Here is a 25918-nt window from a genome sequence, read left to right as displayed (position 1 = left end):
GCTCAGACGCCCGACCTGTTCCCGGCAGCCACCACCTGGTCCTGCACCTGCCCCAACACTGTCTGCACCTCGGCGATGATGTCCGCCGGCACCCCCAGCTCGGTCAGCGTCACCGTCAGGTGCTCGCCCACCTTCGCGAAGTGCCCCACAGTGATGTTCAACGGCTGGTGCGCCTCGGCCAACCCACGACCCGTGTACTCGTTCGGGCCACCCAGCACCACCGTCAACATCAACGCCAGATGCCGCCGCTGACCCGCCATGTCCACGCCGGCGAAATAGCCCGCCAACTCCGGGTCCGCGAGCACCTTGTCATAGAACAGCTCAACCGCCGCCTTGACCGAACTGGCACCGCCAATGCGGTCGTAGTGCGAGGCGGGAGCAGTCTCTTCCGTAACCGTCACGGTCGTTCCTTCCGGGGGGTGAAGGGTCCAGAACCGTGAGGGACCATAGCGTGTCAACCGCCCCCGGTCAGCGCCCCCATATCGGATTCCCGACAACACGCCGACACGGTGCGTCACCGCTACCGATGGGTATCTCCACAATGGGCCACCGACACGACACCCACGGTATCCACAATGGACCGACACGGCCGACAGACCCCCGCCACCGTCACCGACGGTCGCGAGAAAACAACCGGAAAAAACCGAAAGACCGAACCGTCAGCCGGCGCGCCGACGCGCTCGCCGCGCCGCCAACTCGTCACCCACCGGATCCGGGCCCGACACCACCGACGGCTCCACCGGGCCACTCGTCGCCGGCTCCGCCGGCAGATGCGACAACGACCCCTGGATCTCCTTGAAAGCCCCACCGATCGCGATCCCGAAGACCCCCTGGCCACCCTGCAACAGGTCGACCACCTCCTCCGGAGACCGGCACTCGTACACCGTCGTCCCATCCGAGATCAAGGTGATCCCCGCCAGATCCTCCACACCACGCGACCGCAACGCCTCGATCGCCTTACGGATGTTCTGCAGGGACACCCCCGCATCCAACAACCGCTTCACGACCTTCAACACCACCAGGTCCCGGAACGAATACAACCGCTGCGTCCCCGAACCCGAAGCGTCACGAACGCTCGGCACCACAAGCGTCGTCCGCGCCCAGTAATCCAACTGCCGGTAACTGATGCCCACCGCGTGGCAGGCCGTCACACCCCGGTAGCCAACCGAACCGTCACCCTCAGCCGCCACACCTGGCGACGAGGCACCCGACTCGTCGAACTCTGCACCCGGATCGGAATCCCGCGGCTCGTGCATCCGGACAACCTCCCCGTCAGTGTGGCGACGCATCGTTTCCGGGACGCGCACCCCTCGACATGGAAACCCTATCGCCACCGTCAGGGGTTACCACGGAGGAACCGACGCGACACGCCGCGCAGCCACCGAGAAAGATCACCAACCGAGCCCAGGCACACCTCAGCCCGCGAAATCCTCCGGACGCACCTGCTCCAGGAACTCGCGGAACTTCTCCACCTCGTCCTCCTGCTCATCAGGGATAACGATCCCCGCCTCGCTGAGGACCTGCTCCGCACAACGAATCGGCGCACCAACCCGCAACGCCAACGCGATCGAATCGCTCGGCCGCGCCGACACCCGCACCCCATCACCGATCAACAGATCCGCGTAGAAGACGTTCTCCTTCAGCTCGGTGATCTCCACCGCCTGCAAGGGCGCCTTCAACGCCGCCAACACATCCCGCAGAAGATCATGCGTCAACGGCCGGGCCGGCTTGACCCCCTGCTGCTCATAAGCGATAGCCGTCGCCTCGACCGCGCCGATCCAGATCGGCAGATACCGGTCCCCCTCGACCTCCCTGAGCAGGACGATCGGCTGGTTGCTGGGCAGCTCCACCCGAACTCCGACCACGCTCAGCTCGCGCACCGCCGCCTCCGTGTCGTTGTCACCTACGCCGCACCGCGCCCTTCCCTGCACGGTACACGGACCGCAACACGGCCGTCCCATGCGCTACAGCACCACGCCCGCGCCGAAAAGGGGTTACCCCGGCAAGCCTACGGCACGCTTCCCGGAAGAGATCTTTCCGCTCAGCCGCCACCCACCGGGCACCCTCACCGACCCAACGTCGACCGCAGCCCCACCCGCACCAACGCCGCGTGCAACTGCTCCGACAACGCCACCAACTCCCGCGCCGTCTCCGCCGCCCGCGCCCGCGCCGCCGGATCACTCTGCCGCGCCAACGGGGCCACCAACTGCGCGAACAAACCGACCTCCCGGTCCGCCGCCGTCCGATAACCCCGCAGGTGCCGCGGCTCCAACCCGTACGCCGCCAACCCCGCCACCGCCGACGCGATGATCAGAGCATCCGCGTCATACCAACCCGGCGGATCCGACACCAGCACACCGAGCCGCTCCAACTCCACCAACGTCGACTCGTCAACCCCACTGCGCGCCACCAGATCCGCCCGGCCGAGCCGCACCTGCGACGACTCGGCCGGCTCCGCCAACTCACGACCCGGCACCGCACCATCGGGACCAACCGCCACCAACGCCGGCCGCGACCGCCCCGGCTGCTCACCGGACGAATCCCACTGGGCCAACTGCTCCCGGATCACCCGCAACGGCAGGTACTTGTCCCGCTGCGCGGTCAACACGAACCGCAACCGCGCCACATCGTCCCAGCTGTACTTCCGGTAACCCGCCGCCGTCCGCTGCGGCTCGACCAAACCCTCGGCCTCAAGAAACCGCAGCTTCGAAATCGTGGTATCCGGAAAATCCACCCGCAACTGCCCAAGCACCTCACCGATGCTCATCAGCGGCTCAGACCGAGCCGCCCCGGGTGACATGGAGGCCGCAGGCTCGTTCACCCCCGGCCGGCCTCCTCCTCCGGGCGCGGACCGGCGATGAACACCACCCGGAACTTACCGATCTGGACCTCGTCACCATTGCTCAACGTGGCCGCCTCAACCCGCTCACGATTGACGTACGTGCCATTCAGGCTGCCCACGTCCCGCACCGTGAACGTCCCACCATCACGGTGGAACTCCGCATGCCGACGCGACACCGTCACGTCATCCAGGAAGATGTCACTGTCCGGGTGCCGGCCACTGGTCGTCACATCGTGGTCCAACAAGAACCGGGCACCCGCATTCGGACCTCGACGAACCACCAGCAGCGCCATACCCGGCGGCAACGAACCGGACATCCGGCTCGGCACCACATCGGTATCCGGCCCCTCCAGCACTTCGTCGAGCGAACCGAGATTGAGCGTCGAAGTGACGTCGAGTGGGGGGAACTCGTCGTCTGGCCGCGTCATGGGACCACCTCACGGATCTGTTCGGTCGGCGTCGGGTAATGGCGGGTCTGGCCGCCGGGCACTTGAACACCCGGCGGCTGGCTCCCCGTGCCCGGGAAGGCAATTCCGCAACGCTCAACTATTGGGTTCTCGGTCGACTGGGCGAGCCTAGCCAGCGCCGAAATGCAGGGCAACCGGACGCGCGCAGACATCCCACGCACCGGATCAAGCACACTCAGCCTTCGGTGATCTTCTGATACGCGGCCGCCGTCAGCAACCCATCAGTCGCAGTCGGATCATTCGGCGTGATCTCCACCAACCAACCCTCACCGTACGGATCAGTATTGATCAGCTCAGGAGTGTCAGCCAACGCGTCGTTGCGCGCCGCCACCGTACCGGCCACCGGCGCGTAGATCTCCGACACACTCTTGGTCGACTCGATCTCACCCAACGAGTCACCGGCCGCGACCACCGCACCCGCCTCGGGCAACTGCACGTACACGATGTCACCGAGCGCGTCCTGCGCGAAGTGGGTGATGCCGACCCGGACCGAAGCCGTGCCGTCACCCGCCACCCACTCATGCTCAGCGGTGTATCGCAGATCCTCGGGAATCACCAGACGCGTCCTTCATCCATCGGTGCCCCGGACCACCCGGGTCCGGCGCGGCCGCGCCGGTCAGGAGACCGGACGGGCGTGTTCCAACTTGATCGGCACGTGCAGCGCCGAAACCTCGGCAACCTCACGCTCCCCAAACGTCACGTTACCGCCGGCACCCCGGACCGACGCCACCACCCCACCAGGAATGTTCAACGCCGTACGCATCGTCGCCGGATCACCGATCACCGTGATCGTGTACGGCCCCGACAACCGACGCCCCTCCACCATCAACGACCCGTTGTCATCGAGGAAGTACGTCGACGCGATGATCCGCACCGTCGCCCGATCCCCACCGGAAATCTGCATCGCCTCGGCGCCCGCACCACGCAGCTCCTGCACCGCGTCCAACACCCGGTTCGCCGAGATCGCCTCCACACCCGCCTCGAACTGCACAGTCAACCCGGGACCCACCGCCGGCAACGTCCCCGCCAGGATGCCCAACTCGTCCGCCCGCCGCGTCGCCTCGTCCAACGCCGCCTGACGACCCTGCTCACCCGAACGCAACTGCCGCTGACTGTCCTCCAGAGCCCGGATGTCCTGCTGCAGGCGGTTCTCCCGCGCATCCAGATCCGACAGGATCCGGACCAGGTCCTCCTGCCGGGTCGCCCCCAGCGTCGGATCCGTCGACGTCGTCTTCAACTGCACGACCAACGTGAACCCCAGCAACGCCAACAGCGCGGCGATCATCACCCCGGCCGCACTCCACCGGGACCGACCAGCCACCACCGGCGCCGCCGACTCCTGCACCGGCTCCGCCAACCCGTCAGAACCCGCGACCGGCCGCTCCCCCGACCGCGACACCGCGTTCAGGTCCACCGTCGCACCATCGTCGACCGGCTCCACACCCGGCACCGCCACCGGCTCGTCATCCGACGGCTGCGCCGGCCCCTGCGGCGCCAACGGACTCAACTCATCCGGATCCGGCGCATCCGGCCGCGGATCCGGCTCACCCGCCGGCCCACCCGGCCGCACCGGACCCGCCGGCTGCGGCCACCCGGTCCCCGTGTCGGTCTGCTCGTCACTCATCGCAACCCAACCTACGCCCGGAACAGGTGCCGACGGATCGCCGCCACGTTGCCGAAGATACGCACACCCAACACAACGACCACACCCGTGGACAACTGCCCACCCACCCCCAACTGGTCACCCAGATACACGATCAGACCAGCCACCAGCACGTTGGAAATGAACGACACCACGAACTGCTTGTCGTCGAAGATGCGGTCCAACCGCGCCCGCACTCCACCGAACACCGCGTCCAACGCGGCCACCACCGCGATCGGCAGGTACGGCTGCAACGCCGCCGGCACCGTGGGATCAAGCCACACGCCCAGCACCACACCGGCGAGCAACGCCAACACCGCGATCATCGGCCACCTCCGGAGGGGCTCACAGTCGTCCCCGGACCGGACGACCCGGGACTGCCGGAACGGACACCCGACGCGGAAGGGCTCGGACTGACCGACGGCTTGGCGTAGCGTAGCTGCGGCTCCGGCGCCGCCGGCAGGGTGAGGTCATCCGCCTCCCGCACACCGAACGACAACCCCGTCCCCTGCGCGACCTTCCGCATCAGCGCCGCGTTGCGGCTGTCCTCGAACTTGCGCCGCATCGAACCCGGCCCGATCGCCGACACCTCGTACGGCCCGGTCACCGGCCGGAAATCCACCAGCATCGCCTCACCCGCCGACCGGATCGTCGACGTCGACGTCAACCGCTGCCCGTTGATGGCGATCGCCTCCGCGCCAGCACTCCACAACGCGTTCGCCACACCCTGCAGGTCGCTGTAGAGCACCCGCGGCGGCCCAGCGCCGGCACCGGTGACCGCATCCGCCTTGTCCGGCGCATCCGCCAACCGCACCACCACACCATCACCGCGCACCCGACCCAGCCCGGTGCTCGCCTCCAGGTTGCGCAACCGGGCGGCGGCCGACCCGCTCAACGCCGCGTCCCGCTGCCGACTGACCTCCTCGCGCAGCTGGTCCGCCTGCGTGGACAACCGATCGGTCTGGCTCTCCCGCTCCTTGATTTGCGCCACCAGACCCGAACGGGCCTGGCTCCGCCCCGGCTCGTCCGCCATCGTCTGCCGGTACGCGACAGCGAACAGGAAACCGAGCATCACCACCACGACCAGGCTCACCGACCGGGCCGGCAAGGCCCGCCACCCGCGCGCCGGAGCCGACCCCACCGAGCGTCGACGGGCGGCAGCCGCGTCCGCGTACCCCGGATCCAGCGGGTTGCGAAACAGTTCGGTGAGGAAATCCGGCGCGTACACCCGGTCCTGGCCGGGCTTTCCCAGCCGAGGCGCGCTCACGCCGCCGCTCCCGGGCCCCGCGCCGCGCGCACCAGCCGGGCCGCCTGCACGACGTACATCCCGCCGGCCACCCAGTACAGCACCAGCCCCCACCAGGCCAACGCCCAACCGATGGCGCTCGCCGCCGTCGCCACGTCGCTCGCCGCGCTCGCCAACAACAGCACCGGGAACGCCGCGAGCAGCAGGAACGTGGCGGTCTTGCCCACGTAGTGCACCGGCGGCGGCCCGTACCCGTAGCGACGCAGCACCGCCAGCGAGGCCAGCAGGAGGACCTCACGGGCCAGCAGCGCCGCGGTGAACTGCCACGGCACCACCTCCCGCGCGGTGAAGGCGACCAGGGTGGCGAGGATGTAGAGCCGGTCGGCGAGCGGGTCGAGCAGCTCGCCCAGGCGGCTGACCTGGTGCAGGCGGCGGGCGATCCAGCCATCGACCCAGTCGGTGGTGCCGCCGATGGCCAGCACCACGACCGCCGCCACGTCGGCCCGCGCCACCAGGAACAGGTAGAGGAAGAGCGGCACGCCCAGCAGCCGGCCGAAGCTGATCAGGTTGGGCAGGGTGAGCACCTGGTTGCCGGGAGTCTCGTCACCGGTGTCCCGCGGTTGCTCTGCCCGAGCCTGCCGACGCGACACCGATCCTCCTCCACGGCACGCGGGCCCCCGGCCGGCGGCGGGCGCGGCTGAGGGTCGTACGCGCTGTCGGGCCGACCAGCGCCGGCTCTCCCCTGCGGCCCCGGGCGGGGCCCCCTCCCCTGATGCGGCCCGCGATCTCGATGATCGCGGGCCGGGTAGGTGCGCTGCCACTATATCGGGCTCCCTCTCCGTGGCCGGGCGCCGCTGCGGGCTGTCGGCGCGGCTGTGCCGCACTGTGGCGTGGATCACCACGCGTAAAGCGTCCTAGGATATTGGTGGAAGAGGGGGCGACGCTCAGGCCGTCTGGACGGCGGGATCGATGTGCTGCTCGGGCGCCGAGGTCGCCGCCCGAGCGAACCCGGCCAGCGCCAACAACAGCTCGTGCTGCTTCCGCGCCGGCATTCGGTCCAACACCGCCTGCACCGCGCGCTGCCGCCGCTCGGCCAACTCCCCCAACAGGGTCAGCGCCGCGGCGGTCGGCACCAACCGCACCTCACGCCGGTCACGCGGATCGGCCACCCGACGCAACAGCCCGGTCGCCTCCAACCGGTCACACAGGCGGCTCGCCGACGAGGGCCCCACGTCCAGTAGCTCCGCCAACCCGTTGACGTTCGTCTCCGGACGACCGCAGATCAGCGTGAGCACCCTCAGCTGGGTGGGCGGCACCTGATGCCGCGACGCGGCCGACTCCAGCACGGCGATCAGCGTCCCGGCGGCCGCGTCGATCGCCGCGGCGAGATCCGCAGGTCGCTCCACCTGATGTCCCCTGCCGTCGTCGCGCTGGTGCCCGCCCGGCAACGCGGCGGCAAACCTCACCCCGTGCCCCGTTCGCGCGGACCGTGCCAGTCCAGACAGACCACGACGGCGTCGTCGTGCAGATCGGAATCCGCGTGATAGGCGTGCAGTTCGCGCATCACCGTACCAACCGCCTCGGCCGGCGGCTGCAGGCGCGTGGCGCGCATGGACCGAGCCATCATCCGCTGCCCGTACGGCTCCTGACCCGGCGGCTCGGCGGCCCACACCCCGTCACTGACCACGAAGAGCCGGTCACCCGGGGCGAGTTGCACCTCCTGAAGCTCGTAGCGGGTCTCGGCGAACATGCCCAGCGGCAGCTGCTGATCCAGCTTCATCGGCTCGACAGTGGACCCGCGCATCCGCAACAGATGGGGAGAGCCCGCGTCGACCGCCCGCACCATGCCGAGGCTGGTGTCCACCTCCAGCAGCAGGGTGGCCACGTATCGGGCGCCCCGGTGTTGGTAGAAGACCGTGTCCGAGGCCAGCTCGGCCTGCTCCACCAGGCCGCCACCGGAGCGACGCGCGTTGCGCATCGCGTTGACGGTGACGGCGGTCAACAGGGACGCCGCCAGCCCACTGCCCTCGCCGTTGAGCACTGTCACGGTGAGACGTTCGCCGTCCAACGACCAGTCGAAGTGGTCGCCGCCGACGGTGTACGCCGGTTCGAGCTGGCCGGCCAGATCGAACGCGTGGTGGGACACACCACGACCGGGCAGCAGGTCCCACTGCATCTCGGCGGCCATCGTCAGTCGCTCCCGACGGCGGGCCCGCCGGTAACGGTCGGTCTCCCGGTCCGCCGCGCGCATCGCCACGGCCAGGGTGCCGGCGATGTCCGTCGCCCGACCGGTGACCGTCGCGTTCGGTGCGGTCGGAAGCTCGATCAGCAGCACACCCAGCCGTTCCCCCCACACCGTCAAGGGCAGGTAGAGCCGGCAGGGGCCTTCACCGTCGCGGACCGGTTGCTGGCTGCTGAAGCAACGCTGCGCCATGGTGTGGCAGGCCAGGAAGCCGCCCGCCGGCAGGTCCGGGTCCAGCACCGGCCAGAGGCCGCTGATCCGGTAGTCGGCGACGAAGACGTCGGTGCGCAGCGCGCCCATCGCGGACCGGATCGCCCGGTCCGCCGCCTCCGCCAACTGGTCCGGCGGAGCCTCGCGCAACGCGCGCGACACCATGTCCGGCGCGTCTACCATTCGTCGTCCTCCCCAGAAGCTTGCTATAGGGCAAGCATCATACGGACGCCCCCGGACGGGTGATCGGCGCGGTCAGTCAGCCGCGCGGGTCGCGAGCACACCATGGAACGCGTCGGGCACCCGTGCCGGCGGGCCGTCCGGCCGCCACTCGGCGACCGGGACGATCCCGTCCGCCGTCGGCGCCCACCGACCCAGCAGGGGCGCGAACGCCGCCGGTGGACGCATCCGGAACTGCGGACCCATCATGGCCAGCGCCTGCGGGTGGCCGGCGAGTTCCTCGGTGTCGAAGTCCACTGCGAGCAGGCTGCCCGGCGCCGCGGCGGTGTACAGCTCGTCGAGGGTGTGGATCAGTGTGGCGTCGTCGAGGAACGCGGCCAACCCCAGGAAGACCACCCCGACCGGCCGCCGACCCCAGCCCGGCACGAAGCGGTGCAGCTGCGCCGGGTCGATGGTGCCGATGTCGGTCGCGTCGCCGAAGCCGTAGCCGGCCCGGTCGCTGCCGGCGAGGATGCCCTGTCCCAGTCGGATGGTGACCGGGTCGACGTCGGTGTAGAGCACAGTCGCGTCGGTGGCGACCTCGTGCACGTTGCCCATCGTCGGCACCCCGGCGCCGAACACCAGGAACCCGTCCACGTCGTGGGCGGCCATGGCCCGCACCGCCCGGCCCAGGAACGCCCGCAGCTCACGGAACACCGGCGCGCACGGCCCGTACGCCTGCTCGAACGCGTTCGCGGCGGCCACGTCCACGGGGAAGTGATGGTGCCCGGCGAGCCAAAAGTCGATCATGCGAGCGGTGCTCGGCTGGTCTGGTTCACCCATCGGCGGCGCTCCCTCCCCGGTCGTCGCCAGCCTACCGACCGGGACGCGCTCAGCGGTATCGCGGCGCGAGGGCGTCCGGGACCGCGATACTGGCCGCGAGCGGAGGTGGGCGGTGAACTCGGCGAACAACGCGGCGGTGGTGGTCGGCGTCGACGGTTCGGAGTCGGCGCTGCGCGCCGTGCGCCTCGCCGCCGCCGAGGCGGCGCGCCGGCACCGACCGCTGCGGGTCGTGCACGGTTTCATCTGGCCGCTGCTGCACGTACCGGTCTCCCCCGCCCCGGACGCGCCGCCCGGCGGTGGGCTGCGCCACCGGGCCGAGGAACTCGTCGAGGCCGCGGTGGGCGAGGCCGAGGCGACGGTGCCCGGGTTGTCGATCTCCGGCGAGATCATCGACGGTGAGGCAGCCGCGGTGCTGGTGGGCGAGTCCCCCACGGCCGCGCTCATAGTGCTCGGCGATCGCGGGCTGGGTGGGTTCTCCGCGCTGCTGGTCGGCTCGGTCGCGGTGCAGGTCGCCGCGTACGCCGACTGCCCGGTGCTGGTCGCGCGCGGAACGCGACGACCCGACGAGCCGGTCCTGGTCGCGGTGGACGGCTCGGACGCCTCCCGGCGGGCGGCGGACTTCGCCGCCGAGACCGCCGTGTCGCTCGGCGTGCCGCTGGTGGCGGTGCACGCCTACCGACACCCCGGCAGCAGCGGCCCGGGCGACATGCAACCCCTGGTGTACGACGAGGCGACGCTGCGCGGCGAACAGGAGCGGATGCTCGGCGGGTGGCTGACCGGGCTCACCGACGACCACCGGGGTCTGCGGTTGACCTGCCAGGTGGTGCATGGCCGACCCGGCACTGTGCTCGCCGAGGCGTCCCGCTCCGCCCAACTGGCGGTCGTTGGTGGGCGCGGGCGCGGCGAGGTGACCGGGTTGCTGCTGGGGTCGGTGAGCCAGTCGATGCTGCACCACGCGCAGTGCCCGGTGGTAGTGGTCCGCGCTCCCCAGTAGCGTGCCGGGGTTGGTCCGCCGCCAGACGGGTAGACGGCCGCGGTACGCCCAGCGGACGGTGGGCAGCACCAGGTGCCCAGACCGACGAAGGAGGCACAGATGCCAGGACCACGGCCGGGCAGTAACGCGTACGACAAGCAGCGCGCGCGGTTGCGCAACGCGATCGACGACTCCGGGCGCCGAGTACCCGACGGCAAGGCCAACCAGGTCGCGAACCGGATCCTCCAGGAGGATCGCGGTCAACGGGGCGTGGTGCGCGGTGAGCGGACGTACGGCCCGAAGAGCGAGCGCGAACCGGGCGACCCGAAGTGAGGACTGTCGACGTGGCCGACGGCGCCATCGCTGGCGCCGTCGGCAGTACCGCGTTGAACGTGGTCAGCTTTCTCGACATGGCGCTACGGGGACGTCCGGAGAGCGACGTCCCCCAGGAGACCGTCGACCGGCTGGCCGGGATCGCGCACGTCAGCCTTGGGTCCGACGGCCGGGCGGCCAACCGCCGCTCGGGCCTCGGGCCGCTGATCGGTTACGGCCTGGGCGTCGCCGCGGGCGTCGGGTTCGCGCTCTACGCCGGTGGACGACGTCAGCCGTTGCCGGTGGCCACCGGCCTGCTCGGCGCGGGCGTGATGACCATGACCGACGGGTCGATCACAGCGCTCGGGATCAGCGACCCGCGTACGTGGAGGCGCTCCGACTGGATCTCCGACATCATCCCGCACCTCGCGTACGGACTGGCGGCCGCCGCCACCTGGAACAGGTTGCGGCGGCCGCCAGTCCGCGGTCGCTAACCCAACGGTCAGCGGGTGTCGCTGTCGTCCTCGGCCACCGGCTCACCGGCCGGGCCGTACGGCGACACCTGCCCCTTGGGCACCGGTCGACCGGCGTCCCCACGCGAGGACCCACTGTTGAGCGGGTGTCCAGTCGGCGTAGGCCCCTTGCTGTCCTGGCTGGTGGCGCCCTTGGCGTTGCGGCGGAACTCTTCCTGCTGCGGATTGACCACGGGTGTCTCCCTTCCGGGTACGGGGGCGGCATCGACCGCCTCCACGCCTCGGCATACCCGCCCGCCCCGACGGCATTCCGGCCACGGTCAGCGGCACGACGGCTAGCGGGTCCTCAAGTGGGTAACCCGACGGGGTGGGCAATGACCGACGTGTGGTGCGGGTGCTGCTCGACCGGCGTGGCCGCACGTACGCGGAGGAAGCCGGCATCCGGCTCGCCGACCGGCCGGGACCGCTGTATCAGCTGCTGGTGCTGACCACGCTGCTGAGCACCCGGATCCGCGCGTGCATAGCGGTGGACGCCGCGCGAGAGCTGTTCGCCGCCGGCTACCGCACCCCACAGGCCATGGAGGCGGCCAGTTGGCAGGAGCGCGTCGACGCGCTGGGCCGGGGCCACTACCGCCGCTACGACGAGCGGACCGCCACCATGCTCGGCACCGGCGCCCGACTGTGCCTGGACCGCTGGCACGGTGACCTGCGACGCCTGCACCGGGAGGCGCAGGGCGACCCGGCCGGGCTGCGGCGACGGCTCACCGAGTTTCCCGGCATCGGCCCCACCGGCGCGGACATCTACCTGCGCGAGGCACAGACGGTCTGGTCGGACGTGCGCCCGTACGCCGACCGTCGGACCTTGGCCGGGGCGAAGCGGCTGGGTCTGCCGGGGTCCCCGGATCGGCTCGCCGGTCTCGTCGACGAACCGGACTTCGGCCGGCTCGCGTCAGCGCTGGTGCGGGTGGCGCTGGGTGAGGAGTCCGCCGGTGAGGTCACCCGCGTCGCCGCCCGCTGAGGCGCTCACTTGACCGTCTTGTCCCCCGGACGGGTCAGGTGCCACACCAGCAGAGCGGCGAGCAACGCCAAGACCACCACCCCGCCGGAGATGCCACGGCCCTCCTCGGGGCTTCGGCCGGCGCTGCCGAAGTAGATCACCGCGAGGCCGGCCAGCACCGTGACGAACGTACGCAACCCTCGGTCCTTCACGTCTGGCACCGTAGGCGTACCGCGTTCCCCGCTTCGTCGATTTGGGTCTTTTGTCAGCCTTCTGGGTGACCGCTCAGCAGCCAGCCTTCTGGGGTGACCGCTCAACGCTCGGTGACGAACCCGCAGAGCCGCACCCGGCGCACCGCCCGGTCGGCGACCTCCACCACCTGCAGGGTCAGCCCGGGCAGGCGCACCGTCTCACCAGGGGCATCGGGCAGGTGCCGCAGTCGGGCCAGCACCAGACCAGCCACCGTCGTGTAATCCCGGGACAACGGAAAGCTCAGCCGTACCCCCAGGTCGGGCAGGTCGTGCAGCGGGAAGTCACCGGGCACCAGCAGCGACCCGTCCGGTTCCCGTACGACCCCGCGCACGTCCCGGTCGGTCTCGTCGTACAACTCGCCGACCACCTCGGCCAGCAGATCCTCCATGGTGACCATGCCGTCGATGCCCCCGTGCTCGTCAACCACCAGGGCCAGTTGCTGATGCTCCTGGCGCAGCTGACGCATCGCGTCGGCGACCGGCAGGGTCACCGGCAGCAGCAGCGGCGCCCGGACCCGCTCACCCACCGGAGTGGTGCCGGCCCGCACCAGGTCGCGGATGTGCACCACCCCGAGCACCTCGTCCAGGCCGCCGGGCCCGGTGACGGGAGCGCGGGACCGCCCGGCAGCGGCGAGCTGTCGGACCCCCTCATCGGCGGCCAGAGCGGCCGGCAGCGTCGTCACCTCCCGCCGGGCCACCAGGATCTCCCGCAGCGTCCGGCCGGCGATGTCGAAGGCGCCGGTCAGGATCTCCCGCTGCTGGGCCGACAGGCCGCGCTGGCTGGCCAGCATCTCCCGCAGCTCCTCCTCGGTCATCTCCTCCCGGTTGGCCCGCGGGTCACCACCTGCGAGTCGCACGACAGTGTCGGTGGCCCGACTGAGCAGCCACACCGCCGGCCGGGACACCCGAGCCAGCAGGTCCAGCGGGCCGGCGCTCAGCAGCGCCCAACGCTCGGCCCGCTGCATGGCCAGCCGTTTCGGGGCCAACTCCCCGAGCACCAGCGTGACGAACGTCAGGAGAACTGTCACGAGCAGCACCGCGGCGGGACGCGCCGCCCCGCCGAGGAAACCCAACGGCCCGACCAGCGGAGAGGCCAACGACACCGCGGCCGCCGCCGAGGCCAGGAACCCCGCCAGGGTGATGCCGAGCTGAATGGTGGCCAGGTAACGGTTCGGGTCCCGGGACAGCTGCACCAACCGGTCGCCGGCGCGGCTGCGCCGACCCAGCCGCCGCAACTGCCCCTCCCGCAGGGTCACCAGTGCCATCTCGCTGCCGGAGAGCGCGGCGTTGACCAGCACCAGCACGGCCACCAACGCCAACTGCCCGAGCTGACCGCCCATCGCGTACCCCCGTCCGCCGCCTGAGGTCACTCAACCGCAGCGCGGCGCGGCGCGGGCCGGTTTGCGACCGCGCCCCCGCTCAGTCGACCTCCAGGTCGTCCAGCGAGATGGCGTGGGTCATCAGCCACCGGGCCAGCGCCGACATCCCGAACAGCCACAGCGGCACCGACTCGGTGGGGCCGTTGGTGGCGTAGATGGCGAAGCGCAGGTCCGGCGCGCGGTACGCCTCGATCCGCCACCGGTGCTGCCGGTCCCGCCAGACCGCTGAAGGGTCCATGGCGTCACCGTAGGTGACCGGCGTCGACCTCGGGGCCGGTTGGCCGGGCACCGGCTCAGCCCGGCACCACGCCCGTCCCGAACACGATGCGGGCGACGGACACCAGGAGGCTGATGCCGACGGCGGCGAGGATCAGCCAGCCGACGCCACGCCACCCCGAGCCCCGGCCGGGCACCGGCACCGGCGGTGGTCTCCACAGCTCCCGGTACGTCCAGGCCAGCACACCCACCCCGAACGGCAACAGACCCACCCAGAACCAGAACCACCGGGTGCCCGCCAGCGGCGGCGCGCCACCGATCAACCGGCCCAGCCACAGCACGGTCAGCACACCGGCGAGCAGAGCCGCAGCGTTCCCGATCCGCTGCCCGGGGCCCCCGTCCACGCTGCCCGCGGCGGAGATCGTGGCGAGCTGGGCGTCCCGCCAGCTCGGCGCGGCGCCCACCGACGGGTCTGGATCGGCGAGGTACGAATCCCCGGCAGGCGGTGCGCCGAAGGTGTACCGGCTCTGGCCGTTCGGCACGGTCCAGACGAGCATTCCGCCGTTCGTCGCATACTGCGGTCGGGGCCGGCTCCCCCAGTGCGCGCCGGCGTCCGCCCAGCCGGACGCCCGCTGGAATGCCACCACCTGGCCAGTCGCGAGATCCCGGTCGAGCTGGGCCTCGGTCGACTCGCCGGGCTCGACCCACCACGCCAGAGGTGCCCACAGCACCCACAGCACCGGCAGCGCCCAGCGCAGCACCACCGGGACGACCGCACGCCACCCACCACCGAGACGCCGCGACGGGGACGGGGACGGGGACACCTCGAGCATTCCGCCACGGTCGCACCTCAGCGCAACCCTGTCAGCCCCGGAAGGCGTACGCGCTCAGGTGACGACGATGCGGGCGTCGTCGGGCAGCCGACGGGTCGCGCCCCGCCGGTCCAGCAACTCCAGCAGGGGCACCGCCACCCGGCGGGTGGTGTCCAACGCCTGCCGGGCCGCGGACAGCGTGAATGGCTGCGGCAACCCGGCCAACACGCGGACCGCGTCGTCGAGCACGTCGGGCAGCAGCACCACGTTGTCGGCCAGCCGCAGCAGGGCACCGGCCCGCACCGCGGCGCCGATCTCCCGGGGGCCCAGGCCGAGGTCGACGAGGCGGTCCGCTTCGGGGGCGCGGAACGGCCGGTCGCCGTACTCGGCGCGGACCCGTTGCACGGCCAGAGCCACCGGTTCAGGCAGCGCGTTGGCGCTCGCCGCCCCGACCCGACCGGCGTGAATCCGCAACGGCGGCCGGACCAGCGCCTCGACCAGCACCCGGTCGGGCAGGGCGAGGCGTTGACGCAGCGCGTCCACTGGCATCCCGGCCTCCAACGGGTGTTCCCGCGCGTGCCGGGCGACCTCCTCGGTCAACTGCTCACCGAGCCGCCGCCAGTGTGCGGGGTCGGCCAGCCAGTCACCGGCCACCGGCTCGGCGTATACCGGCCCGTCTCGCATCGGCTCGGCGTGCACCGGCAGGTCTTGCACCGGCACACCCATGCGGATCAACGCGCCGGCCCGGATCAGCCGGCGACGGCGCAGCTCCCCCGCCAGGTCGGGTCGACCGTCCAACTCGGCGAGGACCTGGGCGCGGGCGGCGGCCGCACCCCGTCGGCCCAGCGGTGGAGGTGCCACGTCCAGCACCCGTACCCCGCCGCTGACGTGGTGGCGGCCCGGGTCCCGCAGCAGCGCCCGGTCACCCACCAGCAACGGCAGTGGGCGGGCCAGCCGCAGCCGGACGGTGTCCGGGCCGAGTGGACGTACCCGTACCGGCACCGCCGCCGACCCGACGTGCAGGGTGAGGGTGGCCGGCAGGTCGGCGGCCGGGTCGCCGGCGAGCCGGACGTCGACCAGGTCGGTGTGGTGAAACCGGCCCGGGGTGAGCAACGCGTCGCCCCGGCCGAGCCGGTCGCGGGGCGTACCGCGCAGGTTGACCGCCACCCGGGCGACCGCCGCCGCCTCCGGTCGAGCCTCGCCCAGCGAGTGCAGGCCACGGACCCGGACGGGTTCGTCGCCGCCGGCCAGCTCCAGTTCGTCGCCCACCCGCAGCCGGCCGGCGCCGAGGGTGCCGGTGACGACGGTGCCGCTGCCCCGCACTGTGAAGCTACGGTCCACCCACAGCCGAACCGGGCCGTCCACCATCGGCGCGGGCAGTTGGGCGGCGAGCTGGTCCAGGGCCGCCCGCAGCTGCGGCAGGCCGGCGCCGGTCAGGCCACTGACCGCCACCGCCGGCACCGCGCCGAGGCTGGTCTCGGCGATCTCGGCGCGGGCGCGGGCCGTCGCCGGCCCCGGGTCGGCAAGGTCCGCGCGGGTCACCGCGAGCAGTCCGTACGCGACGCCGAGCGCGTCGAGCGCGGCCAGGTGCTCGGCGGACTGCGGCATCCAGCCCTCGTCGGCGGCCACCACGATCAGCGCCGCCGGAACCGGGCCGACCCCGGCGAGCATGTTCGGCACGAACCGCTCGTGCCCGGGTACGTCGACGAAGGCGACGGTGCCGCCGGACGGCAGCGTCGTCCAGGCGAAACCCAGGTCGATTGTCATCCCCCGGCGCCGTTCCTCGGCCCACCGGTCGGGTTCCATCCCGGTCAACGCCCGGACCAGTGTCGACTTGCCGTGGTCGACGTGCCCGGCGGTCGCGACGACGAACACGCTCAGTCCTCCCCGGGTACGCGCAGCACGGCCTCACGGACGGCCTCGTCCGCGTCGGCGGGCACACAGCGCAGGTCGAGCAGGAGCCGGCCGCGCACCACCCGACCGAGGACCGGCGGGTCTCCGGTGCGCAGGGGTGCCGCGTACCGCTCGGGCAGGCTCAACGCCCACGAGTCCAACTCCACCCCGGGGGCGCCGCCCCCGCCGACCACCGCGACGGCCGGCACCACCTCCGCCTTGCGGCCGTCCGCGCCGAGCCGGTCCCGCAGCCGCTCGACCCGTTCCCGCAGGGCACCCGGGTCGGCGTGCAGCGCCGCCTGGGTCGGGGTGGCCGGTTGGTGCACTGTGGCGGCCAGCGCGGCCAGGGTGAGCTTGTCCACCCGCAGCGCCCGCGCCAGTGGGTGGCGACGCAACCGCTCGATCACCTCGACGTCACCCAGCAGCAGCCCCGCCTGCGGCCCACCGAGCAGCTTGTCGCCGCTGGCGGTGACCAGCGCGGCGCCCGCGCGCAGGGTGCTGGCCGCGTCCGGTTCGTCGGGCAACAGCGGGTCGGCGGCGAGCAGCCCGGAGCCGATGTCCGCGACCACCGGCACCCCGAGTGTGGCCAGTTGCCGTACCCCGACGGCGGAGGTGAAGCCGGTGACCCGGAAGTTCGACGGGTGCACCTTGAGCACGAAGCCGGTCTGCGGGCCGAGCGCGGCGGCGTAGTCGGCGAGGGTGGTGCGGTTGGTGGTGCCCACCTCGCGCAGCCGCGCACCGGTGCTCTCCAGCAGGTCGGGCAGGCGGAAACCGTCGCCGATCTCGACCAGTTCGCCGCGGCTGACCACGATCTCCCGACCGGCGGCCAACGCGGTGGCGGCCAGCACCAACGCGGCCGCGCCGTTGTTCACCACGTGCACGGCGCCCGCGTCGGGCACCGCGGCGGCCAGCGCGTCGAGCGCGCCCCGGCCGCGGCGGGCCCGCCGGCCGGTGGCCAGGTCCAACTCGACGTCGGTGTGTCCGGCGGCGGCCACCACCGCGGCGACAGCGGCGGACGACAACGGCGCCCGACCCAGGTTGGTGTGCAGCACGACACCGGTGGCGTTGAGCACCACCCGGGGGCCGGGCGTGGGCAACGCGGCGACCGCCGCGTCGCGTACCTCGTCGGGGTTGAGCTCACCGCGGCGGGCGCGGCCCTGCGCGTGGGAGACGATCGCCTTGACCTGCTCCCGGCCGAGGGTCACGGTGGCGGCGGCCAGCACCGGGTCGGCGAGCAGCGTGTCCGTACGGGGCACCCGACGTCGCGGGTCCACCGGGCCGTCGCCCATCACGTCATCTCCTGCGAGCGGTGTGGCGGAGACGGACGGGAATCGAACCCGCCTGGCCCGGGTCCCGGACCACTCCGGTTTTGAAGACCGGGAGGGGCACCAGCCGCCTGAACGCCTCCACCGGACATTCGATCACACCGCGGGCGGGACCGCCCGGTCAGCTGGAAGATCCATGCCGTTTCGCCGTGCCTCGACCCGTTCGCGCTGCGGCACCACCGTGTACCGGGGGTCGCGGGCCGAGGCGACGCCACCGTAGAAGATGCCGAACCGGGTCAGCACCGACGCGGCCAGCAGCGCGGTCCCCGAGAGCGCCCCGACCACCCGACTGCGCCGGCCCAGCAGAGCACCCGTCACCCCGCCGACGGTCAGCAGCCGCCCCGCGCGCAGCAACCGACCCGGCCGGCCCAACCGGTAGGGCTCGCTGAGCAGGCCGAGGCGGGTCTCCACCCGATGTGCGCCGTACAGCTCCAGGGCCGCGCCGGCCACCGCCATCCGGCGGGCCGGCCCGGCCTGGGCCGGCGGCGCGGCGAGCAGACCGACGCCGGCGCCGCTGGCCAACGCGCTGCCCGCGAAGATCACCGGCAGCTCGGGGTACGCCTCATGCCAGGACGGCACCGCCGTGTCGGCCAGCAACACCCCGGTGTACGTGGCCAGCGCCGGCGCGGTGCCGGCAGCGAGCAGCCCAGCGGCGTGCCCGATCGGCGGCAACGCCCGGCCGGCCAGCCCGAGCAGACCGTGCCGGGGCAGCACACCGGCCGCCTCGGCGATCGCGGCGAGGCCCGCCGCCGGCCCGTACGCGGTGAGAATCCAGGTACCCATCGACATCGGCGAGGTCGGCTTGGCCACCCGCAGCATGTGGTGGAACCGCGCCGGCCGGCCCAGGTCCTTCACCAGGAAGACGGCGCTGGCGCTGACGGCGGCCAACGCGGTGACCCGACCGGCGCGCCGCAACGCGGGCCGGCCGGTGAGCTGCCCGCCCGCTGCCAGCAGCGACGAGCCGGCTGCCAACCCGCCGGTGAACAGGTACGCGGCGATGTCCCACTTCCAGACCGGCCCCTTCAGAACGGGCCGACCGTAGTAGGACGTGAACTCGGCCTCCGGCACCCGCAGTTCCTCACCGCCGCCGCGCCGCCTGCCCCGCCGGCCCTGCCGGCCCCCGGCTTCGGTGCTTCGCCGCGGCGTCAGGTCGCCCCGGCTGCTGCTGGCGGCGGTGCCCGTGTCGTCCGGATGGTCGCCACCGCTCGTGGCCGCCGCGCCGCTCGCGGTGCGGGGGCGGTCGTCGCTCACCCGTGGGCGGTCGCCGCCCTCGGCGGCGAGGCGCTCCCGGAAACGACGGAACCGGTCGCCCACGGGGCCGGGTGGGGTCATGAGGAACCTCCGACGAACGCGGCGACGGTCGCCGCCGCCATGGCGAGAGCGGCGAGGCCGGCGCGCTTCCACATCTTCGGCAGGTCACGCGTGGTCACGACCGGGTCGGGCGGCAGCCCGTACACCTCGGGTTCGTCCAGGAGCAGGAAGAACGCCCCGTCACCGCCCACGCCATCGTTCGGGTCGTGCCCGTACAGGCGGGCCTCGGGGACCCCCCGGTCGTGCAGCGTCGCCACCCGCACGGCGGCGCGTTCACGCAACTCCTCCAGGGGCCCGTACTGGATCGACTCGGTCGGACACGCCTGCGCGCACGCCGGAGTCATCCCCGCGCCCAACCGGTCGTAGCACAGCGTGCACTTCCACGCCCGACCGTCGTCCTTACGCTGATCGATCACCCCGTACGGACACGCCGAGATGCAGTACCCACACCCGTTGCAGATGTCCTCCTGCACCACCACCGTGCCGAACTCGGTGCGGAACAACGAACCCGTCGGACACACGTCCAGGCAGGCCGCATGCGTGCAGTGCTTGCAGACGTCCGACATCATCAACCAGCGGAAATCCGTGCGCTCCTCGACGCCAGTGCCCCGGCCCGGAGGCTGGACCCCCGGCATCCCCAGGAACTGCGGCCCCCCGCCGACCGGCTGGGCAGGGCCGGCGTCGACCGGCGCGCCGAGGACGTCCGCCGGTGCGGCGCCATGCCCGGCCGGGCGGGGCTGCTCGATGAACGCGACGTGTCGCCACGAGTTCGCGGTCAACGCGCCGGTGTTGTCGTACGACATGCCGAGCAGGTCCAGGCCGCTCTCCGGGACGCCGTTCCACTCCTTGCAGGCGACCTCACAGGCCTTGCAACCGATGCAGACGCTGGTGTCGGTGAAGAACCCCATCCGGGGCGGCGCGTTCTCATAACCTGCCTCGGGCGCCGGGTCCAGCGGGCCGTACAGGCTGTTCGGGTCAGGAAGCACCGTGCTCCTTCCCCTCGTCGTCGGTGGTCACTGCCGGCGCGTGCTGGCCGGGGACGATCCCGGCGCGCCGCTGGTAGTCGGCAACCAGCTCAAGCAACGCCGGGCCGGTGGGACGACGGCCCGGCCGCACGTCGCAGGTGCCGACCTTGCTCTCCTGGATCAGCACGTTCGGGTCCAGGCTGATGCCGAACAGGTCGTTGGCCGAGTCGCCGGTGACCAGACCCTCGAAACCGAAGTGGTACGGCAACCACACCTGGTGGATGATCCGACCGTCCACCCGCAGCGGGGTGAGCCGGTCGGTCACCAGCACCTTCGCCTCGATCACCGCACGGCCGCTGACCAGATGCGCCCAGCCCAGATGCGTCAGCCCGACCTCACCGGCCAGGGCCGGGGACACCTCGACGAACATCTCCGGTTGCAGCTCGGCCAGCGGTGACACCGTCCGACTCATCGCACCGGCGGTGTGGTGCTCGGTGAGCCGGCTGACAGTGAACACGTACGGGAACACCTGGCCGTGCTCCTGCGGCGGGCTCGGGTTCACCGAGTTCACCGGGTGCGCGTACATCTTGCGGGTCGGGTTGGCCTGCTGACCGTAGAGCGGGTTACGCACCGGCGACTCCACCGGCTCGTAGTGCGTCGGCAGCGGCCCGTCCAGGACACCGCTGGGCGCGTACAGCCAGCCCTTGCCGTCGCCCTGCATGACGAACGGGTCGTCGCCCGCGATGCCCTCCGGCCCGGACGCGCCGGCCGGCGGCCGGTACGACGGTGGCTTGGTCTTCTCGAAGTCCGGCACGTCGTAACCGGTCCACTCGGACTTCTCCGCGTCCCACCACACGTACCGCTTGCGCTCGGACCACGGGTTGCCGTCCGGGTCGGCGGACGCACGGTTGTAGAGGATGCGCCGGTTCGCCGGCCACGCCCAACCCCACTCGGCGGCCACCCAGTCCTGCTCGTGCCGGGACTTGCGCCGGGCCGCCTGGTTCACCCCGTCGGCGTACACCCCGCTGTAGATCCAACAACCGATCGCTGTGGAGCCGTCAGCGCGGGCCTCGGCGAAACCGGACAGCGGGCTGCCGGTCGCCACGTCGTACCCGTTGATCTCGCGCAGCACCGCCTCGGCGCTCGGCTCCGCGTACGGACCGTGCGTGGGGTAGTCCCAGGTGAGGTCGAGCAGCGCGCGGTCACGCGGCAGCGGCGAGTCGGCCAGCTTCTCCCGCAGTTTGCGGCCCAGGTGATAGAAGAACCACAGCTCGGAGCGGGCGTCGCCCGGCGGCTCGACGGCCTTCTCCCGCCACTGCAACAACCGCTGCGTCTGGGTGAACGTGCCCTCCTTCTCCACATGCGACGCGGCGGGCAGGAAGAACACCTCAGTGCGGCACTCCTCCGGCACGATCTCCCCGGTGGCGACCTCCGGGCCGTTCTGCCAGAACGTCGCGCTCTCGATCATGAAGAGGTCCCGGACCACCAACCAGTCGAGGTTGGCCATCCCGAGCCGCTGCGCACGACCGTGCGCGGAGCCGACCGCCGGGTTCTGCCCGAGCAGGAAGTACCCCTTGATCTTCCCGTCGATCATGTTGAGCACCTGCTGGTAGGTGCCGTGATCACCGGTCAGCCGAGGAAGGTAGCCGTAGCAGAAGTCGTTCTCCGGCGTCGCCGCGTCACCCCAGTACGCCTTGAGCAGGCTGGCGGCGAAGGACCGCGCGTTACCCCAGAACCCCTTCTGCCCCGGATGGCGAATGCTGTCCACCCACTCGTCGAAGCTCGGGTGTTCGGCGTGGTGCGGCATCGGCAGATAACCGGGTAGCAGGTTGAACAACGTCGGAATGTCGGTCGAGCCCTGAATGCTGGCGTGGCCACGAAGCGCCATGACCCCGCCACCCGGGCGACCCATGTTGCCCAGCAGGAGCTGGATGATCGCGCCGGTGCGGATGTACTGCACACCCACACTGTGCTGCGTCCAGCCAACAGAGTAGATCAGCATGCCGGTGCGGTCCCGGCCGGAGTTCGCCGTCCACGCCCGCGCCAACTCCAGGAACTGCGCCTGCGAAATACCGCAGACCCGCTCCACCATCTCCGGGGTGTAACGGGCGAAGTGTCGCTTGAGGATCTGATAGACGCAGCGCGGATGCTGCAACGTCTCATCGCGCCGGGTCTGCCCGCCCACCGGCGCGCCGTGCGACTCGTGCGTCAACCCCGCGGCGCTGTCCCGCTCCTGGGCGGTGTGCCCACTGCCCGACGAACCCTCGTGCCCCTCGGGCTGCCAGCTGTCCTGCACGTAGGTGCCGGTCTCGGGGTCGAAGCCGGAGAAGAAGCCGTCGCCGTCCTCGGTGTCGCTGAACTCTTCGCTGACGATCGTCGCCGCGTTGGTGTAAGCGAGCACGTACTCCCGGAAGTCCAACTCGTTGTCCAGGATGTAGCGCACCACCCCGCCGAGCAGCGCGATGTCCGTGCCCGCCCGGATCGACAGGTACTCATCCGCGACCGCACTCGTCCTGGTGAACCGTGGATCGACGTGGAAGACCTTCGCACCCTTGCGCTTGGCCTCCATCACCCACTGGAAACCCACCGGGTGCGCCTCAGCCATGTTCGAACCCTGGATGACGATCACGTCAGCGTTGGCGATGTCCTGCTGGAAATCCGTCGCACCGCCACGACCGAAGCTGGCCCCCAGACCGGGGACGGTGGCGGAGTGTCAAATACGGGCCTGGTTCTCGATCTGGAGCGCCCCCATCGCGGTGAACAACTTCTTGATGAGGTAGTTCTCCTCGTTGTCCAGCGTCGCCCCACCCAGACTGGAGATACCCAGCGTCCGGTTGAGCGGCCGGCCCTGCGTGTCGACGTCCTCCCAGGTCTGCTCGCGGGCGGCGAGGATCCGGTCGGCGATCATGTCGATCGCGGTGTCGAGCTCCAGATCCTCCCACTGGGTCGAGTACGGCCGGCGGTAGCGGACCGTGGTCTGCCGCAGCGGGCTGGTCACCAGGCTCTTGCTCGCCGAACCCTTCGGACAGAGCCGACCCCGCGAGATCGGGCTGTCCGGATCACCCTCGATCTGACTGACCTGCCCGTCCTTCACGAACACCCGCTGACCACACCCAACAGCGCAGTACGGGCAGACCGAACGGGCGACGCTGTCGGCGGTATCGGTGCGGGCGGTGAGCGCGCGGGACCCGTCGGACTTCGCCGCCGCACCCCGGCCCAGCGGGTCCGTGCCGGTGAGCTGGCGATAGACCGGCCATCCCTCGATAAAGGTCCGTAACCCCAACCCCGACACCCCCTCCCACGCGAGCGACCCTCTGAAGATAGGTCAACTGAGACAGGTTCGCGAACCGAGGACGCACGACAGCGCCGCCCCCGGCCGGTGGGCCGGGGGCGGCGCTGGTGTCGGTGTGCAGGTCGCCTCTCGGCGAGTGGCACGACGCGGCTCCAGCCGAACGGTATTCCGCGAAGGCGATATTAGGTGAGGCCCGGGGACACTGAGTCACACCGACACCCCCCACAACCAGCCCGCACCCCGCGTTGTTCCCCGGCTCCACCCATCCGATCCTCGCCCGGCCGTCCCACCGGTGGCGATCACACCGCACCCCGCCCCACAGTGGTGCCGTGCTGCCCCACCGATGGCCACGGCCGATCCACGCCGCTCCCGCCGCACCGCCGACTGGCGGCGGTCAGTCGCTGGCGGCGGTCAGTGCCTGGCGGCGGCCGGTGCCCGGCGGCGGTCAGTGCCCGGCTGCGGTCAGTGCCCGGCGACGGTCAGTGGCTGGCGTCCGTGCTGGCGTCGGCCAGTGGCTGGCGTCGGTCGGTGCCTGGCGGCCGTGGTGGGGGTCGACCGGTCTCAGCGCCCGCCGCTCACTGGGCCGTCCCGCCGGCGGGTTCCATGGCTGCACGCCGGTCGCCTCACGACCACGACACCCGCCATCGCCGCGCGCTTCGGCCATGTTCCACGAGATCTTGGACAGTTTCCGTTCGCGCGGAACTATTCAGTCCCATGACATCTGTCAGTGTTGAAGTCCCGATACATGTGTCACTTGGTGGGGATCTTGGGCGTGCTGGTCCATGGTGCCGGGCATGGCTTCTCGGCGGCATGTCATGAATCTGCTCGATGCGCAGTTGGCTGCTGGAGTGCGGATCAACGCGGCCGAGTTCGCGCGTGAGCATGGGGTGTCGGTCCGTACCGTGTACCGGCATCAGGCGCGGATCCGGGACGTGGGCGAGTGGCATGAGCGGTCCCGGCGGCCGCGGAGCAGTCCGCGGGTGACGCCACCGGAGTTGGACGCCTGGATCTGCAAGCTGCGCGTCGAACTCGGCCTGGACAACGGGGCTGACTTCATCCGCGATGCCCTGATCGAGGTGCATGCCGCTACCGGTGCGGTGTGGCGGGTGCCGTCAAGGTCGACGATCAACCGGGTCCTGGCCCGGCATGACCTGCTGGAGCGGAACCCGGCGAAACGGCCGCGCAGCTCGTTTCGGCGGTTCGTCTACGCCCGGCCCCGGGACTGCTACCAGATCGACGCCACGAACGTTCGGCTCGCCGACGGCAGCCTCGCCGCGGTCTTCGACGTCCTGGACGACTGCACCCGAACCCTCGTCGGCTGTTACACGACGATCGCGGAGACCGCCGAAGGCGCGGTCACCGCGGTCAGGCAGGCGTTCGACGAGTACGGCGCCCCGGCGATCGTGTTGTCCGACAACGGCACCGCGTTCACCAGCCGACTGACCCGGCCCGGATCGATCTCCACATTCGTCCAGTGCCTCCTGGACCACAATGTCCGGCCGATCAATTCCAGCCCCTACCATCCGCAAACCTGCGGCAAGGTCGAACGCCACCACCAAACCCTCAAGAAATGGTTGAGCACCCAACCCACCCCCAGCACCCGCGCGGAGCTGCAGAACCTGCTGGACGTCTACCGCCGCTACTACAACACCCAACGACGCCACAGCGCCCTGCCACAACGCGCCACCCCCGCCCAGGCATGGACAGACGCGCCCAGCCTCGGCGGGCCAGCCAGCCTCCCGATGCAGACCGACGCCACCCTGCACCGCTGCCGGGTCGGCAGCACCGGCGCCATCACCGTCGCCGGACACCGCACCAGCGTCGGCACCACCCACGCCGGCGCCACCGTCACCGCCATCCGCGACCAAAACCGGATCACCATCTACCACCACGACGGCCAACCCCTCGGCCACTTCCACCTCGCCCCCGACCGGACCTACATCAGCCTCACCCGAGCAGCCTGATCAACAACACCTGACACATCTATCGGGACTTCCCCTTGACACATGTCTCGGGACAGCACAGTTCGCGCGGAACGGAAACTGTCCAAGATCTGCTCGCAGCCATC

General features: G+C 71.3%; 28 protein-coding genes and 1 tRNA gene. 5 read left to right on the top strand and 24 right to left on the bottom strand.

The window, feature by feature from the left end:
- Nucleotides 1–2: 2 nt before the first annotated feature.
- From OHB44_RS17260 to OHB44_RS17200, 13 genes are all read right to left on the bottom strand, one after another.
- Nucleotides 3–401: a group I truncated hemoglobin gene (locus tag OHB44_RS17260; RefSeq protein WP_238685669.1), complete on the bottom strand. Its 399-nt coding sequence runs from the start codon at nucleotides 399–401 to the stop codon at nucleotides 3–5.
- 258 nt (nucleotides 402–659) lie between these two features.
- Nucleotides 660–1256: a MerR family transcriptional regulator gene (locus OHB44_RS17255; protein WP_238685670.1), complete on the bottom strand. Its 597-nt coding sequence runs from the start codon at nucleotides 1254–1256 to the stop codon at nucleotides 660–662.
- Between the two features lie 159 nt (nucleotides 1257–1415).
- On the bottom strand, nucleotides 1416–1880 hold the full coding sequence (locus OHB44_RS17250) for a bifunctional nuclease family protein (protein WP_030327706.1): 465 nt from the start codon (nucleotides 1878–1880) through the stop codon (nucleotides 1416–1418).
- A 185-nt stretch (nucleotides 1881–2065) separates the two neighbouring features.
- Nucleotides 2066–2767: a transcriptional regulator FtsR gene (gene ftsR, locus OHB44_RS17245; protein ID WP_203121165.1), complete on the bottom strand. Its 702-nt coding sequence runs from the start codon at nucleotides 2765–2767 to the stop codon at nucleotides 2066–2068.
- Between the two features lie 50 nt (nucleotides 2768–2817).
- The gene (gene odhI, locus OHB44_RS17240) at nucleotides 2818–3270 is read right to left on the bottom strand and encodes an oxoglutarate dehydrogenase inhibitor Odhl (RefSeq protein ID WP_007071101.1); all 453 of its coding nucleotides are present in this window, start codon (nucleotides 3268–3270) and stop codon (nucleotides 2818–2820) included.
- 214 nt (nucleotides 3271–3484) lie between these two features.
- Complete coding sequence (gene gcvH, locus OHB44_RS17235) at nucleotides 3485–3865, bottom strand: glycine cleavage system protein GcvH (RefSeq protein WP_091397961.1); 381 nt, start codon at nucleotides 3863–3865, stop codon at nucleotides 3485–3487.
- Between the two features lie 60 nt (nucleotides 3866–3925).
- Nucleotides 3926–4933: a DUF881 domain-containing protein gene (locus OHB44_RS17230; RefSeq protein WP_266302528.1), complete on the bottom strand. Its 1008-nt coding sequence runs from the start codon at nucleotides 4931–4933 to the stop codon at nucleotides 3926–3928.
- Between the two features lie 11 nt (nucleotides 4934–4944).
- Nucleotides 4945–5277: a small basic family protein gene (locus tag OHB44_RS17225; protein ID WP_030327710.1), complete on the bottom strand. Its 333-nt coding sequence runs from the start codon at nucleotides 5275–5277 to the stop codon at nucleotides 4945–4947.
- A complete protein-coding gene (locus tag OHB44_RS17220; protein WP_238685672.1) occupies nucleotides 5274–6218 on the bottom strand; it encodes a DUF881 domain-containing protein in 945 nt (314 codons plus the stop codon). The genes OHB44_RS17225 and OHB44_RS17220 overlap by 4 nt, the downstream gene beginning before the upstream one ends.
- On the bottom strand, nucleotides 6215–6847 hold the full coding sequence (locus OHB44_RS17215) for a CDP-alcohol phosphatidyltransferase family protein (protein ID WP_238685673.1): 633 nt from the start codon (nucleotides 6845–6847) through the stop codon (nucleotides 6215–6217). The genes OHB44_RS17220 and OHB44_RS17215 overlap by 4 nt, the downstream gene beginning before the upstream one ends.
- 294 nt (nucleotides 6848–7141) lie before the next feature.
- Entirely contained in the window at nucleotides 7142–7603 is a 462-nt protein-coding gene (locus OHB44_RS17210) for a MarR family winged helix-turn-helix transcriptional regulator (RefSeq protein WP_238685674.1), read from the bottom strand.
- 56 nt (nucleotides 7604–7659) lie between these two features.
- A complete protein-coding gene (locus OHB44_RS17205) occupies nucleotides 7660–8832 on the bottom strand; it encodes a PP2C family protein-serine/threonine phosphatase (RefSeq protein WP_330437530.1) in 1173 nt (390 codons plus the stop codon).
- A gap of 72 nt (nucleotides 8833–8904) precedes the next feature.
- Nucleotides 8905–9651 (bottom strand): SAM-dependent methyltransferase, encoded by a 747-nt coding sequence (locus OHB44_RS17200; protein ID WP_330437528.1) that lies wholly within the window; start codon nucleotides 9649–9651, stop codon nucleotides 8905–8907.
- Nucleotides 9652–9763: 112 nt separating this feature from the next.
- Between OHB44_RS17200 and OHB44_RS17195 the strand changes: the two genes are divergently transcribed.
- The 3 genes from OHB44_RS17195 (at nucleotide 9764) to OHB44_RS17185 (ending at nucleotide 11430) form a co-directional block, all read left to right on the top strand.
- A complete protein-coding gene (locus OHB44_RS17195; RefSeq protein WP_266302532.1) occupies nucleotides 9764–10645 on the top strand; it encodes a universal stress protein in 882 nt (293 codons plus the stop codon).
- 99 nt (nucleotides 10646–10744) lie between these two features.
- Nucleotides 10745–10957 (top strand): phosphatidylethanolamine-binding protein, encoded by a 213-nt coding sequence (locus tag OHB44_RS17190; protein WP_088948250.1) that lies wholly within the window; start codon nucleotides 10745–10747, stop codon nucleotides 10955–10957.
- Entirely contained in the window at nucleotides 10954–11430 is a 477-nt protein-coding gene (locus tag OHB44_RS17185) for a hypothetical protein (protein WP_238685678.1), read from the top strand. Before OHB44_RS17190 ends, OHB44_RS17185 begins: the two co-directional genes overlap by 4 nt.
- Before the next feature lie 8 nt (nucleotides 11431–11438).
- Here the strand turns inward: OHB44_RS17185 and OHB44_RS17180 are convergent, their stop codons facing one another.
- Complete coding sequence (locus OHB44_RS17180) at nucleotides 11439–11642, bottom strand: hypothetical protein (protein WP_238685679.1); 204 nt, start codon at nucleotides 11640–11642, stop codon at nucleotides 11439–11441.
- A 134-nt stretch (nucleotides 11643–11776) separates the two neighbouring features.
- On the opposite strand from OHB44_RS17180, the gene OHB44_RS17175 reads away from it, so the two are divergent.
- Nucleotides 11777–12427 (top strand): hypothetical protein, encoded by a 651-nt coding sequence (locus OHB44_RS17175; protein WP_266302533.1) that lies wholly within the window; start codon nucleotides 11777–11779, stop codon nucleotides 12425–12427.
- Nucleotides 12428–12432: 5 nt separating this feature from the next.
- Here the strand turns inward: OHB44_RS17175 and OHB44_RS17170 are convergent, their stop codons facing one another.
- From OHB44_RS17170 to fdh, 10 genes are all read right to left on the bottom strand, one after another.
- Nucleotides 12433–12618 carry a hypothetical protein gene (locus OHB44_RS17170; protein ID WP_036410487.1) on the bottom strand — a complete coding sequence of 62 codons (186 nt, stop codon included), beginning with the start codon at nucleotides 12616–12618 and terminating at the stop codon, nucleotides 12433–12435.
- Between the two features lie 101 nt (nucleotides 12619–12719).
- A complete protein-coding gene (locus OHB44_RS17165) occupies nucleotides 12720–13997 on the bottom strand; it encodes a hemolysin family protein (protein WP_238685681.1) in 1278 nt (425 codons plus the stop codon).
- Nucleotides 13998–14076: 79 nt separating this feature from the next.
- Entirely contained in the window at nucleotides 14077–14274 is a 198-nt protein-coding gene (locus OHB44_RS17160) for a hypothetical protein (protein ID WP_030327722.1), read from the bottom strand.
- Nucleotides 14275–14329: 55 nt separating this feature from the next.
- The gene (locus OHB44_RS17155; protein WP_330437519.1) at nucleotides 14330–15085 is read right to left on the bottom strand and encodes a hypothetical protein; all 756 of its coding nucleotides are present in this window, start codon (nucleotides 15083–15085) and stop codon (nucleotides 14330–14332) included.
- A gap of 54 nt (nucleotides 15086–15139) precedes the next feature.
- Entirely contained in the window at nucleotides 15140–16939 is a 1800-nt protein-coding gene (gene selB, locus OHB44_RS17150; RefSeq protein WP_330437518.1) for a selenocysteine-specific translation elongation factor, read from the bottom strand.
- A gap of 2 nt (nucleotides 16940–16941) precedes the next feature.
- Complete coding sequence (gene selA / locus OHB44_RS17145) at nucleotides 16942–18246, bottom strand: L-seryl-tRNA(Sec) selenium transferase (protein ID WP_330437517.1); 1305 nt, start codon at nucleotides 18244–18246, stop codon at nucleotides 16942–16944.
- A 23-nt stretch (nucleotides 18247–18269) separates the two neighbouring features.
- Nucleotides 18270–18365 (bottom strand) — tRNA-Sec (locus tag OHB44_RS17140).
- 13 nt (nucleotides 18366–18378) lie between these two features.
- On the bottom strand, nucleotides 18379–19614 hold the full coding sequence (nrfD, locus tag OHB44_RS17135; protein ID WP_330437516.1) for an NrfD/PsrC family molybdoenzyme membrane anchor subunit: 1236 nt from the start codon (nucleotides 19612–19614) through the stop codon (nucleotides 18379–18381).
- Nucleotides 19611–20579 (bottom strand): 4Fe-4S dicluster domain-containing protein, encoded by a 969-nt coding sequence (locus tag OHB44_RS17130; RefSeq protein ID WP_330437515.1) that lies wholly within the window; start codon nucleotides 20577–20579, stop codon nucleotides 19611–19613. The genes nrfD and OHB44_RS17130 overlap by 4 nt, the downstream gene beginning before the upstream one ends.
- Nucleotides 20569–23841, bottom strand: a complete 3273-nt coding sequence (gene fdh, locus OHB44_RS17125; protein WP_330437514.1) for a formate dehydrogenase — start codon at nucleotides 23839–23841, stop codon at nucleotides 20569–20571. The genes OHB44_RS17130 and fdh overlap by 11 nt, the downstream gene beginning before the upstream one ends.
- An 803-nt stretch (nucleotides 23842–24644) precedes the next feature.
- On the opposite strand from fdh, the gene OHB44_RS17120 reads away from it, so the two are divergent.
- Nucleotides 24645–25814: a DDE-type integrase/transposase/recombinase gene (locus tag OHB44_RS17120; protein ID WP_330437513.1), complete on the top strand. Its 1170-nt coding sequence runs from the start codon at nucleotides 24645–24647 to the stop codon at nucleotides 25812–25814.
- The last annotated feature ends 104 nt before the right edge of the window (nucleotides 25815–25918 follow it).

The sequence above is a fragment of the Micromonospora sp. NBC_00821 genome (assembly GCF_036347035.1).
GTDB classification, from domain to species: domain Bacteria; phylum Actinomycetota; class Actinomycetes; order Mycobacteriales; family Micromonosporaceae; genus Micromonospora; species Micromonospora hortensis.
Note: the sequence above shows the minus strand (reverse complement) of the source record. Positions and strands in the feature narration are given on the sequence as shown.